Genomic DNA, 14,361 nt, shown 5'->3' with positions numbered 1-14,361 from the left:
CTGGGTGAGCAAATATTCTGCACGTTGAGCCATTTAATTGTGTAATTACAGACCCATTTGCTGAGGTGTCATTTATTTTATCAGCCGGCTTTTATGCTACCGCGGGATTAAGGGAGCTGGTTTTATATTAGTGAACGATGCGATGAACATCGTTCATTCGTATTTTAAGCTAAATATTTATAGATCATTTCCGCTGTATACGCTAGCTGCTCTTCTGTATGCAGGTAATTAATAAACAGTCTAATTCGCGCCATATCTCTTTCTACTGCAGGATAAATAATTGGATGTGTATAAATGCCTTGCTGACGCAAGTTTAGGCAGAGTTGCACGGTTTGTTGCTCATCACTGATGATAATAGGAATAATTGGGGTATTCTCACTAGTACCAGTATTGATTCCATGTTTTTTTAGATCAAGCAGTAGTTTTTGCGCATTTTTTTGTAATAGTTGAGGTCTATGTGGTTCCTTACTTAATAGTTGAATACTCGCCAGTGCGGCAGTGGTGTTTGCCGGTGATATTCCGGCGGAAAAGACAAAACCGGCACAACTGTAACGAATATAATCCATTAATTCTTTTTTACCGGAAATATACCCCCCGCAACTCGCAAAAGCCTTACTAAGAGTACCCATCCACAGTTCAATATCATTGGCCTGCAAGTTAAAATATTCACGAATGCCTGCACCATGTTCTCCAAGCACCCCAATGGAATGTGCTTCATCAATCATTAGATGCGCATTGTATTGGTTTTTTACTTTGATAAATTCAGGCACATTCGGAATATCCCCATCCATGCTATAAATGCCTTCGATTAATACTAGAGCTCGCCGGTAATGAGCACGCTCGGCAGCCATTAATTTAGCCAGAGTATTAAAATCGTTATGAGGGAACGGGATACGCTTTGCTTTAGAGAATATGGCACCTTGTAAGGAACTATTATGTATTAAGGCGTCATGGAAGATAGCATCCTCAAGGCCGAATAAATGGGTAATTACCGACACGTTTGTTGCGTGTCCTGCAGAAAATACGACGGTGTCTTCAGTACCAATCAACTCTGAAATGGCTTGCTCTAATTGCATATGAATGGGTTTTTGTCCGGAAATTAAGCGGCTAGCTGATACTGAGGTGCCGAAATTGTTAATCGCATCGCTTGTCATTTTGATGACACGCTCATCCCCAGAATAACCCAAATAATTGTATCCAGAAAAATTAATGAGATTTTTTTGTTCTAACTGAACACAATTATCAGAAATGCCGCTGACCGTATTAAAATACAATTGCTGCGCCAGCTCTTCTCCCAGTCTAGTGCGTGTTTGCTGTACTTTTTGGTATTCAGGTAAGTGCTTTAATTCCATCCATTGTTGTTGCTCTTCGGAAGAATAAGTTCTGGCTGGCAGCACTTGGTTTATTGATTTTCCTGGGATATTAGCTCCTTTCAGTTGTTTTTGGATGAGATCAATTAAAGAGCCTACGTCAGAAAGGACCAAGATGTCTTGAATTGGGAGCTCAATCTGCTCTGGTAATTCTAATTTCAAGCGGCTAATTAGTTCAGCAATGAGCAAGGAGTCAAAACCCAGTTCCGCAAAGGAGCTGTTTTCGGAAATGCATTCTGCTGGTGTATTGCGTAACAATTGGTGAATCGAGTTAATCGTGAGTGACGTGACATTCTGGATGCTCTCTTTTTCCAATGACTTAGAAGGAATGGCTTTGGATTCTTCTTGATTAAGTAGCGAATGGTGCTGATAAATAAATAAAGCAGCCAGCTCTTTATTGAGAAATAATTGTTTCATTTCTCGACGTCTGACTTTGCCACTAGTTGTTTTTTTCAGGGTTCTTGGTTCTAATAAAACAATTACATCAGGAGCTATGCGTTGATATTGAATTAAGTGAGCCTTTATTAGCTCGCAAATGTCCGCATAATTATTTTTATTTTTTACTTCAACTAATACAATTAATTGTTCTTGTTGCCCATTATCAACAGAAAAAACATTAATACAGCCTATACGGATATCGGCATGTACTTGTTCAATAATATGCTCAAGGTCTTGGGGATAGAAATTTTTCCCGCGAATAATAATTAAATCTTTTATTCTCCCCGTTACGTAGAGCTGATTATCTTTAATAAAACCTAAGTCTCCAGTTTTCAGATAAGCATTATCTTGACCATTAAGTTTTGCCTGAAAAATCTCATCGGTATCTTGATTCCAGTATCCTGGATTAACACTAAGGCTTGAAATCCATATTTCACCAATGAGTTGTTCTTTTAGAACTGCATTATTTTGTGGGTCTACAATAAGCACTTGATGTTGATGAATGCTGGAATCAATATCGCCGCTGCTTACGAGTTCCTGGCCATTTTCATCGAGTGTTTCCTTAATTTTAACTCGGCCTGCTTGTAGCTCATATTTATCAATAATCACAGACTTAAATAGGGGTTGGATATTTTTGGTGGTCACAAATAAAGTGGATTCCGCCAAACCATAACTTGGATAAAAACTTTCCATTTTAAATCCACATTCTTTAAAAGAATTATAAAACTGACGTAAGGTTGATATTCGTATTGGTTCTGCTGAATTAACCGCAATCCGCCAATGGCTCAAATCTAATTTTGCTTTTTCCAACTCAGTGATTTTGGATACACACAGGCTGTAAGCAAAATTGGGGGCAGCCGAAATGGTGCAACGATATTTTGACATACCTTGAAGCCAGCTTAATGGCTCGGTCAAAAAGTGAAAGGGGGAATCAATAATAGTATAAAGACCCGTATAAATAGGCGTTAAAATGCAGCCTATCAGCCCCATGTCATGATATTGAGGTAACCAACTATATAAAACATCAGTATCCTCCTGGATTTGCAGAACGTATTGGATCAATTGAATGTTATGTAACACACATTGATGCGTAACGATTACCCCTTTTGGTGTACCTGTTGAACCCGAAGTATATTGTAAAAATAAAGGGGCCTGGAGATCGTCAATAGGCGCTAAAGAAAAATTATCTACTGAATGAGTAAGGTTATCTGTAATTAGCCATGGCAGCGAAAAAAAACGCGACTCCCAAAGGGGAGTAAATTTTGATATTAAATTTTTGCCAAATTTATTCACTAAGGAACCAACAATTGGTTTTTTGCTCAATTGCTCAACTAGTTTTAGTTTATTGAGCTGATTATAGAGTTCTTTTGTGGTAAGGCATGCGATTGGATTTGCATTGTCGATAATGAGTTTTAACTTATGTGCTGCTTCTAAATTAACAGGAGGAATGACGGGTACAATAATCATACCGGCATAAGCACAGCCAAGAAACGCCGCAATAAACTCTAAGCCAGGAGGATAAACTAATAAAACAGTGTCTCCCGGATTACCGATAGTGCGTAGCAAAATTGCTATTTGCCTGGCTTGATAATCGAGTTCCCCGTAAGTAATTGATTGCTCCGACTTATTAGGATGCAAATAAGTGAAGATTTTTTTATGGGGTTGCTCCATAGCTTTTTTGTAAAATAAGCTAATTAAATCAGTACTCATAATTCTTTATCCTTACTTACTTTCGAGGGGCGTCGTACTAACATATCGAAATAAAAATTAAATAACGGAAATAAAGGGCTGTGAAACATTCTCAGCAAACGAATAGAAAATCCGGGGGTAATATGAAATTTGTTTTTCTTGATGCCCTGAACGATATAGGCGGCAACTGCATCTGCTGACCATGGTTTTACGATTCCGGTTATCTTTTTGGTTTCAGCGGGTTTGGTTTTTTCCTCGCATATTAATTGAGGGGTGTCAGTATCGGGTGGGTAGGCAATAGAAACATTAATACCGTATTTTTTAAACTCAGGCCTTAAGGCTTCAGCCAGACCACGAATAGCAAACTTTGATGGGCTATAGGCGCTATACCCCCAAATCCCTATCAACCCTGCCCCAGATGAAATTAAAACAATATGTCCCGCTTTTTGTTTTTTCATCTGTGGGAATACCGCTTTAATGGCATATAAGGAACCTAAATAATTTATCGAAATATTTCTTTCAAATAGTTCTGAACTGAGATTGTCAAAATAATCACAGTGGGCGATACCCGCTGAGGTGATTAACAAGTCTGGAACTCCCTGTTTCAAAATAGCATCTTCAATTGCAGACTGAATTTCTGACTCTTTAGAAACATCTGCGCTAAAAGTCAGTATGGAGAGCGGATTGGAGCAGTGAGCAATAATTTCTTGTTTCGCCACACTTAATTTATGTTCCTCTCGTGCAATAATACTGAGTGAATAACCTTGTTGCGCCAGTTTTATGGCGAGGGCTTTGCCAATACCACTCGAGCCGCCTGTGATAATCGCATGCTTGTTTATGCTCATAGTTTATGTCCCCCTAGGGATGTTCATTAACCTAAAAGCTGATTTAAATAGTCATTTGAGAACATCCCTTGTGGGTCGATTTGTTTACGAATTTCTTTAAACTTAGTTAAGCAAGGATATAAATTTTGAATTTCTTGATGGGATAGCCAATGCATTTTTCCCCAATGGGGCCTGCCTTCATTAGCTAGAAAAATCTTTTCAGCTTCTTTAAAAACAGATTCATAAATATCTTTGGTATAGGCATGAACAGCAATCCATACGGTTTTTCGCTGATAGTTAGGGCTTAGATAAATATCGTCTGCTGCAACACTACGGACTTCAATGGGAAAGGAAACATGAACATCATGGTGATTTAATAATTGGCGAATCTGTTGAATAGCTCTCATTGCATGCTCAATGGGGATCGAATATTCTATTTCTCGATGATTAACTAAGCGTGTGGTGGCGTAGCATTCGGTGCTCGGGGCCGTATTTTTTAAATTAGAATTTAGATTTTTAAGTATGGAATTAGCATGTTTTCGATAAAAATCGGGAAAATTACGTGATAATTCACACAATAACCACAAAGCGCCGTTTTCTAAGACATAATCGTTAAATATTTTTTTATATCTTTTAGCTTCAGTTTGTTCACCCACCACATTATGTTTTTTCTCAAAAACAAAATCGGTGTAAGGAAACCAGAAGAATTCATAATTACGATTATTTGAAAAGGAGGCAATTAAATTAACCAGGGCATTATCAAAATCAACGAGATTACGTTCTTGTTGCATGTAATATTTAGGTAATACTTTAATTTTTACCTTACTAATTATTCCTAAAGTTCCTAGCGAAACCTGGGCTGCTTTAAAAAGTTCGGGGTGTTGCAGGGGAGAGCATTCTACTATTTTGCCATCGGCGGTAATTAGTTGAATCCAGGTTATTTGCGTGGAGGCAATCCCAAAAGATAAACCGGTGCCATGTGAGCCTGTTGCAATTAAACCGGCAATAGTTTGTTGATTAATATCACCCAGGTTGTATAAAGATAAATTATTAGCAAATAACTGATTTTCCAGATCTGCAATCTTAGTTCCGCCTTTTACTGTAACGGTCATCTCATCATAATTAATCTCTTCTATACCCTGGTAGTTATCTAAGGAAATAATTGTATCATTGCTGCAAATTAAGGGAGTATAGGAATAACGAGACCCCATAGGTCTTAATTTTTTGCCTTCTTTGGAGCAATTTTTCAGGGCTTGGCAAATACTTTCTTCGGAGTCAGGAACGTATAGTTTATTGGGTAAGCATTCAAAAGTTTTTCCCCAATTTCTAATCGGATTCTGATGATTCATATTATCCTCTCAATTGTTCCTGTTGTTTTTGTACTAAGTGAACAAGCTCTAAAGCAAAACGATAACAATCGCCTGGCCAGCGCGCTGATAAATAATTTCCGTCTTGTACGGTAAATTGGCTGTATAAAAAGTTATTGGTGAATTGCATAGGAAATACGCGTGCCTTTCCTGTAAAAAATTGGTTTGTTTTTTTCAGTAGTTGTTGAATTTCATCTTGAGCAGTTATTGGATAAATCCGATAATAATCATTAAAAAAATGATGGGTTAGATACCAGCCGGATAACTCCATCCACCGGGTTACGGCAGTTGTCTTTCTATCAAAAAGAACCGATTTTTGTGTTTTAGGATCGATGCTTCGGGCCACTGTAAGTACTCCAGTACATAACGCTGCAATTACTTTATTTTGATCAAAACATTCAACTATTTTTTGATAGAGCACAGTAGACTCCAACATGGATTTTATTCCTTCTCCATGCCCGCCTGGAAAAACCATTCCCCAAATGGAGTTGGTGTCGATTTCCTGGTAAGAATGAGGATGCTGGAATTCTTTGGTGCAGGTCATTTCCTTATATTTTTGCAGCACGTTTTTTCGTGTCATTAAGAAGGGAGACAACAAACCAAGACCTTGACAGGTCATCCGCTCATCTGCATATGCAGGTTGCCCATTTGGAGTAGCAAAAGTTACTGGGATGTTGGCTTTTGATAAAAAATACCACGGTATTGCAGTTTCCGTAGGATCAAATCCTCGGAGAGGCAAATTAATGATGACCATTACTTCTCAAAAAAAGAGCTCATGAAATTAAGTATAGGCCAATCTATAGATATGTTCTTTTTTTTATCATGAAGGTCTGTATTTATTCTATCTTAGTGTTTGAAAATAAATAATATTATGCTTTTTTTGGCACTTTTATTTCTGTTAACTATACTCAATTTAAAGTTGTGGTGATAAAGGAGTATCGTTCCATGAGACAAAAGGGTTCTATTACAAAAGCTGTATTTCCAGTAGCGGGGTTTGGTACACGTTTTCTCCCTATCACTAAAACAATTCCAAAAGAAATGTTGCCGGTTATTGATACCCCATTAATTCAATATGCCGTGCAAGAAGCCATTGACGCAGGGATTAATGAACTTATCTTCGTGACCAGTCAAAATAAAGTCGATATTGAAGATTATTTTGATAAAAATACGGATTTGGAAAATAAATTGAGTCAGGATGGAAAGTCCCAATTACTTTCATTAATCCATCATATTTTGCCCCCAAACGTAACCAATGTTTACCTGCGACAAGTCGATTTATTAGGACTTGGACATGCAATTTTATGTGCCAAAAAATTAATTGGTAACGAACCCTTTGCCGTGATTCTACCTGATGATTTAATGGAAGAGCCAAATAGTTCCTGTTTAAGGAATATGATCTCATTGTATGAATCGAATGAGGATATTTCTTGTGTTTTAGCAACTAAAGAGGTTGACCCAAGCATGCGCCAACATTATGGAATTGTTGCTTTGCGCAGCAATGATCCCGATGAAACGCAGGTGGAGGCCTTGATTGAAAAACCTAAGGATAATGAAATTGATTCTAATTTGGCAATACTAGGCCGCTATATTTTGCCGCCAGAAATTTTTAGTGTATTGGAAAAAAATACCATAACTAAGAATAATGAATTGCAGCTTACCGACGCGATTCACGGCTTACTCTCAAAAGAAAATGTCCATATTTATCGCTTTAATGGCTCGCATTTTGATTGTGGTTCGAAGATAGGTTATATCAAAGCGAATGTGACTTATGCTTTGAAACGTGCTGAATTGGAACAACCATTCAAAGAGTTTATTAAACAAGTGGCTCAAGATTTAGATTAGTTGATTCCCCAGAGTTGCCGGGTTGCAAGCAACCGGCAACATCTATTATTACAAAACCACCGTTAGCTGAGCATCCGCGGCTTCTAATCTATCCAGCAACTCTCGAGTTCGAGTACTTACATATCCTGCTTTCGACAGCCCAAACACCGTATGCCCAGATAATGCCGTTGGATAATCATTTTTAACTTTCTCCACGGCCTTAGCAACACTCATCGTATATGAGTTAGTTATCAGCGCATGCAGTGCATTCACTTTCGTCTGTTTTAATGCCTTATTCGGATAAGGCCAGCAACTATGAATTTCTTTAAACAAACTATCAATTGCTTCATTAACTTCATTCAGTTGCTTAGGGCTTAAGGATGAGTCTTGAGCTGAGGAATTAGATGATTTGGATTCTTCAATAATCGGAGGAAACATTCCAATAGAACCTGAAGAAGATTTTCTTTGTGGTGGAAGAGGCTCTGCCACGGAAGCATCAACTGATGAGGAAGACTGCGCATTAGTGACCGGGTTTTCATGGTGTTCTTCTGACTCCATAGAATTTTCCAGCTCTACAGGAGAGGTATCCGTATTGACTGGCACAGGGGAAGGGATTTGCTCCACTTCAGCTGATTTTTTTGTACTGGTGCTTGGAGCAGTACTTATTGGAGTGCGCTCATTTTGTGTTGCTGCTGCAAGTTGAGCTAAGTTGCGTTCCACAATATTCGCAAAAGCCCCTGGATTAATACCATAACTGTTTAGTGGGGCTGTTGTTACCGTACCAATATAGGCTTGTAATGTCTTCCCAGGATTAGTTCCTATTGTAATCGGCGCCGCTTGCCAATGTTCTCCTACATCGCTTAGTCCATAGACGACATTGCTGCTGGAAGGGTTATAAATTGCGCAAGATTTCCCTTCCACGCTCAGCAAATAGTCAGCAACAGCAATAAGGTCTTTGGATGTGCGGGCGACGTTAGCAGGATTATTTGCGTTTTTTAATGCGCTATCAAAAGCGTTTTTATGAATATCCGCATTATAAATAATATTTAGTGTGGGGTATTCTTGAGCTACAGCCATTAGCGCACTAAAATGCATCTCAGGACTGCCTCCGTGATTGCTGAGTCCTGCTGCAGGCATCACGAGGTACTCACGCTGTTCAGAAACGGCTGCATTGCAGAGGTTACGATACATGCTGGTAAGAAATTTTAACTGTTCGCCTTTTTCTTTCAACGCTTTGCTGTGGTCCTTATTGAGATTTAGTTTAGGGCTAGAAAGGAGAAGAAGCGCCGGAGCATTTGAATGAATACTGGCGCTGGGGCGAGCACTAGTATGAGCTCTTCCATGGCTACTGGCATGAGTGGTTATGAGTAATTCAATCTCTTGCGCATGACAGATGGCAACAGCAAGGTTTTCCCAATCTATTTTGTTATTTTCTTCAGGTAACTTTTTTTGCAGGGTTAATTTTTCTGCGAGTGTTTTTTGATAGTGACCAGCAGGAAAGATACTGGTATCTACATAAATTTTAGCGCTGCTGAATAAGCGGTCCATGCGGTTTCCACTGAAGGTTAGAGTACTTTCCGGGGCATCCGGAACAAAATTACTGACTCTGACTTTGGAGTTACCGCTTGTCTTTATATCTTTTTTCGCAGTAAGCAAGACATGTTTATCATCATAAGCTTCAGGGCCGCCAAGAGCTGCGATAATTTGTTGTGAGGGTTTCAATGCAAAGGGAATTCTATAGGTGTGGCTGCCACCTACAGTTTTATGCGATTTTGAAAAGCTACCAATCTCCTCATTCTCATTAATCGTTTTAACTAAATCTTTTAAGCTTGTCATGAACCCATCTCCTTAGGTTGTGGGGTAGAGGTAGGGTGATATCCACTTCTACATTAGCGTCATCCTGAACGAAGTAAGGGTCTCTGAATAGCGCAAGACAGCATAGTTTATTATCACGCTGCATTCAGAAGAGCTTGCGTCGTAATTTCCTTAGGATCAGTGATTGAGCCCTTGGATGACGTGCTTATCAGCAAGATTTAGAATATCGTAAGGTATTAGGCGGTGCAATTACCTCTACTCGTGAAATTCTTTAAGCGCTTGAAGAAAATCACTACCATAATGAGCTAGCTTATGTTGCCCCACGCCAGATACGGCAAGTAGTTGCTCTGTGGTTTGTGGTTTCGCTTCAGCCATGGCTTGCAAGGTCGCGTCGCTGAAGATCATAAATGGTGGTTTATTTTCCTCATCAGCAAGTCTTCGCCTTAAGGTGCGTAATACTTCAAATAAAGGGCTGTTGCTGGATTGGAATGGCAGACGTTCTTTCTTTTTCTTTTTCGTGCCTTGCAGATCATTATTAGGAATGGTTAATGAAATTTTTTCCTGACCTTTGAGTAGGGGGATGGCTTTCTGGGTTAAGCGCAATACATTAAAATGGCCAATGTCCTGGAAACAATAATCTTTATGAATCAGTTGCCATGCCAATTGTTTCCAATAATGAGCAGATTTATCTTTGCCAATGCCAAAGGTGCTTACTTGCTCATGGCCAAATTGTTTGATTTTCTCTGTGCTGCTGCCTCGTAAGACTTCAATAGTATAAGTCAGCCCATAATTTTGACGCAGTCGGTACACACAGGATAAAAACTTTTGTGCATCTTCTGTTGCATCGGCAGTTATCGGTGGGCTATCGCAAACATCGCAGTATTTGCACTGATTATCCCAAGGTTCATCAAAATAGCGTAATAAGATTTGCCGGCGGCAATGCGACGCTTCAGCAAAAGCAAGCATGTGATTTAATTTGTTACTTTCCACCCGGCGCTGTTCTTCACCAGGAGTGTTCATGATCCAAGAGCGTAAGCGAGCGCTGTCTGCTGCATCGTATAAGAGTAAGGCTTTCGCTGGCAAGCCATCACGTCCTGCGCGCCCGGTTTCTTGATAATAGCCTTCGATGTTTTTCGGTAAATCATGGTGAATGACAAAGCGAACGTTGGGCTTATCAATACCCATACCAAAGGCAATCGTTGCCACCACGAGATCAATGCGATCATAGCGGAATAAGTTTTGTACCTCTTTGCGCTCTTTATGGGAGAGTCCTGCATGATAGGCACGGGCTTTGAATCCTAAGTCTTGTAGTTTTTCCGCCACGTTTTCTACGCTATTGCGCGTGCCACAATAGATGATGCCAGATTGTTGTTCTACCGATTCTAAAAACTGGCTTAATTGTTTTATAACACTGGTTTTGGGAACAACTTTATAGTGGATGTTTGGGCGGTTAAATGAGGCAATGTATTTTTTCGGGGCGTAATTTAATTTAACTACAATGTCTTGACGGGTTTGTTTATCCGCCGTGGCGGTTAAGGCAATCACCGGAATTTCTGGAAAATGGCTTTTTAATAAACCTAAAGCCGCGTATTCAGGACGAAAATCATGCCCCCATTGGGAAATACAATGCGCTTCATCAATGGCAAATAAGGAAATATGGCATTCTTGCAAGCGCTCAATGAAGGCAGAACTGATAATTCGTTCTGGGGCAATATAGAGTAAATCGAGTTCATTATTATGTAGTTGCGCTAAGACTTGCTTAGCTTCTTCACTGCTTAACGAAGAATTATAATAAGCTGCACGAATACCTTGTAATTTAAGAGCGGTGACCTGATCTTCCATTAAAGCAATAAGAGGGGATACTACAATACCAACACCAGAGCGAACCAGAGAAGGGATTTGATAACAGAGCGATTTTCCACCACCCGTCGGCATTAATACGAGTACGTCATGTCCTGCAATAACATCGTTAATAATATCTTCTTGTGGGGTTCTGAATGAGTCAAAACCAAAGTACTCTTTGAGCACGGCCAGTGCTTTTTTATTGACAGTCTTGGTTGGAGCTAATGTTTCCATATACTTATTCTTGTTGTTCACAGGCCTTTGAAGCCTGCAATCATATCATCATGGCTTGGAAATAAAAGCATTATCTTTGATGTAAAAGCGTAATAATTTTTCTGCCCATTCTTGGGCGTAGTGCACCCCGATTCGTGGTTTTTCAACGACAGTAAAGGGCTCTTGGTTCTCCTGGCTGGCAATATAAAAATTATCACTTGTCAGATCATGGGCATTGAGTCGCTTATCAATACGCATGGCTTTGGAGAGTAAGCCTGGCCCTTGAGTTCGTTCGTGTATATTTTGTATTGGTTCTAAAGCACGTAAGAGTACTCCGGAACCAATGCCTTCCGTCTCCGTGACTACATTGGTGCAATAATACATTCCATAAATAAGATAGATATAGGCATGTCCTGCAGCACCATAGAGTACTTTAGTTCTTGGGGTGAGGCCTTTAGACGAATGCGCGGCCAGATCATGTTGGCCTATATACGCTTCAACCTCGACAATTTTTCCTATGCGCTCTTCATGAATTAAGTATTTGCCTAAAAGTTCCTTGGCCACTGTGACTGTGTCACGTTCATAAAACGCACGTGGTAATTTGTTCATGTACCAACCTTTATAGAGATGTTGCTCATCAAAATGTTGCATTAAGCATATGCTATTCTTTAATGGTATTGATAATAAAAAAATTTTAAATGATTAGGGCTGGGTCATGATTTGTGTAATGCTAAGAGCATGATGCGGTGGGTAACTTCGAGTTCATAATCCTGACCTATGACTTCGTTCAGTCAATAATTAGGGTTATTGTAAGAAAGTTTTTGCAATATAGCTCTTTCCCCTCTTGAAAAAATTGGAAATAATAGAGGTTATCTATAAGTCTACACAGTGGAGTTCTTACGCTGTTTGTTACTACGCTGCAATTAGATATTTTTCAGTGCACTCGCTATTAGTGTTGTGGGGCAACTGCTTTTTTTTGTAAGATAAAAATGTACCTATAACAAAATTTCTAAGGATGGTTTATGGACTTTAATTTCACAGAGGAACATCTCGAAATCAAAGAGATGGCCGCGGACTTTGCTCGTGACAAATTGGCTCCTATGGCGGGACATTGGGATGAGCATGGCGAGTTTCCCATTGAAATTTTACGTGAAGCAGCCGCATTAGGAATGGCTGGTATGATGGCCCGGGAAGACATTGGCGGCTCTCAATTAACTCGACTTGACTGTGCATTATTATTTGAGCAGCTGGCAACTGGTTGCATTAGTACGAGTGCTTATCTTTCTATTCATAACATGGTTACTACCCTGGTCGATCGCTATGCGGGACAAGAGTTAAGGACTAAATGGGGTCCTAAATTAACCGCAATGGAAGTACTCTCCAGTTATTGTTTAACTGAGCCTGAATCAGGCTCCGATGCCGCCTCTTTAAAAACTAAAGCAATTAAAGATGGGGATCATTATGTGCTCAATGGGTCAAAATCATTTATTTCAGGTGGTTCGGTAAGTGATGTGTATTTATGTATGGTACGAACCGGTGATGAAAGTCATTATGGAATCACTTGTTTATTAATCGAAAAAGATACCCCAGGTTTAAGTTTTGGTAAATTAGAGAAAAAAATGGGATGGCATAGCCAGCCTACTTCAATGGTCTTTTTTGAAAATTGCCGCGTTCCAATAAGTAATCGCGTAGGTGATGAGGGGATGGGGTTTAAAATAGCCTTAAATGCCTTAAATGGCGGGCGTATTAACATTGCCTCTTGTTCTCTAGGGGGGGCTCTTACGTGTTTACGTTTATCTCAGCAATATATGCATGAGCGTAAACAATTTGGTAAAAAACTAAGTGACATGCAAGCCTTACGTTTTTATTTTGCTGATATGCTTACGGATTTTGAAGCGGCTCGCTTAATGGTTTATCGAGCAGCTGCTGCGATGGATAAAGATGATCCACATGCACCTATCTATTGTGCTATGGCAAAGCGCATGGCTACAGATAGTGCTTTTAATATTAGTGACAAAGCGATGCAATTACATGGTGGTTACGGTTATTTACGTGATTATCAAATCGAACGTATTTTTAGAGATTTAAGAGTTCATCAAATTCTTGAGGGAACTAACGAAATCATGCGCGAAATTATCGCGAAGGCGAGTTTGGACGACGGCTTTGTTTTGCGTTAATTAACAGGATTAAACAGGAGTAATACAATGAATGTAGTGGAACAAGAATTAGATAGTCAGGGAATTTTACTGTTAACATTAAACAGACCTGATAAGCTGAATGCATTAAGTACAGATGTACTGAATGAATTAGCGGAAATCTTTCATGCAGCCAAAGAAAATCCTCAAGTTAAAGCGCTAATGATTACCGGTAATGGCAAAGCCTTTTGTGCTGGTGCTGATATTAACCGTTTGGCAGAATGCACCGCACAAACAGGTTATGAATTTGCTTGTCACGGACAAGAGGTATTTCGTCTGTTAGAAACCATGGGCAAACCTTCTTTGGCCGCGGTTAATGGTTTTGCTTTTGGTGGCGGTTGTGAATTAGCGATTTCAGCAACTTTAAGAATTGCTTCAACCATGGCGCAATTTGGTCAACCGGAAGTAAAACTAGGCGTTATACCTGGTTATGGTGGCACGCAACGCTTGGCACGCTTAATTGGTAAAGGCCGTGCTTTAGATTTATGTTTGACAGGTCGTTTTATTAAAGCAGAAACGGCATTGAATTGGGGCTTGGTAAGCGAGGTTGTTGAGCCTGAGGCTTTAATCGAACACGGTAAAAAACTACTGCAAGGTATTTTAAGCATGGCGCCACTAGCCATTGCTGGAGTCATGGAAGTTATTGATCATGGTTATGATTTATCCCTGACTGATGCCTTACATTTAGAAGCGATTCATTTTGCTAAGAGCTGTGCCTCAGAGGATAAGCAAGAAGGCGTTTCTGCTTTTTTGAGTAAGAGACCTGCCCAATTTAAAGGAAGATAAT

The 14,361-nt window shown here is 39.6% G+C and carries 10 protein-coding genes; 3 read left to right on the top strand and 7 right to left on the bottom strand.

What is annotated here, in order from left to right:
• Positions 1–164 precede the first annotated feature (164 nt).
• Genes ACD661_RS06650 through ACD661_RS06635 form a run of 4 tightly spaced genes read right to left on the bottom strand, consistent with a single transcriptional unit; the run spans position 165 to position 6,442 of the window.
• On the bottom strand, positions 165–3,518 hold the full coding sequence (locus ACD661_RS06650) for an aminotransferase class I/II-fold pyridoxal phosphate-dependent enzyme (RefSeq protein ID WP_400187045.1): 3,354 nt from the start codon (positions 3,516–3,518) through the stop codon (positions 165–167).
• The gene (locus tag ACD661_RS06645) at positions 3,515–4,342 is read right to left on the bottom strand and encodes an SDR family oxidoreductase (protein WP_400187044.1); all 828 of its coding nucleotides are present in this window, start codon (positions 4,340–4,342) and stop codon (positions 3,515–3,517) included. The genes ACD661_RS06650 and ACD661_RS06645 overlap by 4 nt, the downstream gene beginning before the upstream one ends.
• A gap of 26 nt (positions 4,343–4,368) precedes the next feature.
• Positions 4,369–5,670: a D-arabinono-1,4-lactone oxidase gene (locus ACD661_RS06640; protein ID WP_400187043.1), complete on the bottom strand. Its 1,302-nt coding sequence runs from the start codon at positions 5,668–5,670 to the stop codon at positions 4,369–4,371.
• 1 nt (position 5,671) lies between these two features.
• Complete coding sequence (locus tag ACD661_RS06635) at positions 5,672–6,442, bottom strand: type 1 glutamine amidotransferase domain-containing protein (protein WP_400187042.1); 771 nt, start codon at positions 6,440–6,442, stop codon at positions 5,672–5,674.
• Positions 6,443–6,633: 191 nt separating this feature from the next.
• Here ACD661_RS06635 and ACD661_RS06630 point away from each other — a divergent pair, with 191 nt between their 5' ends.
• Complete coding sequence (locus tag ACD661_RS06630; protein WP_400187041.1) at positions 6,634–7,530, top strand: UTP--glucose-1-phosphate uridylyltransferase; 897 nt, start codon at positions 6,634–6,636, stop codon at positions 7,528–7,530.
• Positions 7,531–7,578: 48 nt separating this feature from the next.
• Here ACD661_RS06630 and ACD661_RS06625 read toward each other — a convergent pair whose 3' ends face one another.
• The 3 genes from ACD661_RS06625 to ACD661_RS06615 all read right to left on the bottom strand — a co-directional run bounded on the left by ACD661_RS06625 (position 7,579) and on the right by ACD661_RS06615 (position 11,988).
• On the bottom strand, positions 7,579–9,345 hold the full coding sequence (locus ACD661_RS06625; protein WP_400187040.1) for a hypothetical protein: 1,767 nt from the start codon (positions 9,343–9,345) through the stop codon (positions 7,579–7,581).
• Positions 9,346–9,579: 234 nt separating this feature from the next.
• Positions 9,580–11,400 carry a DNA helicase RecQ gene (recQ, locus tag ACD661_RS06620; protein ID WP_400187039.1) on the bottom strand — a complete coding sequence of 607 codons (1,821 nt, stop codon included), beginning with the start codon at positions 11,398–11,400 and terminating at the stop codon, positions 9,580–9,582.
• Positions 11,401–11,448: 48 nt separating this feature from the next.
• Positions 11,449–11,988, bottom strand: coding sequence for a DNA-3-methyladenine glycosylase (locus tag ACD661_RS06615; protein ID WP_400187038.1), 540 nt, complete (start codon positions 11,986–11,988; stop codon positions 11,449–11,451).
• A gap of 413 nt (positions 11,989–12,401) precedes the next feature.
• Here ACD661_RS06615 and ACD661_RS06610 point away from each other — a divergent pair, with 413 nt between their 5' ends.
• Positions 12,402–13,556: an acyl-CoA dehydrogenase family protein gene (locus ACD661_RS06610; RefSeq protein WP_400187037.1), complete on the top strand. Its 1,155-nt coding sequence runs from the start codon at positions 12,402–12,404 to the stop codon at positions 13,554–13,556.
• A gap of 27 nt (positions 13,557–13,583) precedes the next feature.
• Positions 13,584–14,360, top strand: coding sequence for an enoyl-CoA hydratase/isomerase family protein (locus ACD661_RS06605; RefSeq protein ID WP_400187036.1), 777 nt, complete (start codon positions 13,584–13,586; stop codon positions 14,358–14,360).
• Position 14,361 lies beyond the last annotated feature (1 nt).

It is taken from the genome of Legionella lytica (assembly GCF_044626755.1).
Lineage (GTDB): Bacteria > Pseudomonadota > Gammaproteobacteria > Legionellales > Legionellaceae > Legionella > Legionella lytica_A.
Note: the sequence above shows the minus strand (reverse complement) of the source record. Positions and strands in the feature narration are given on the sequence as shown.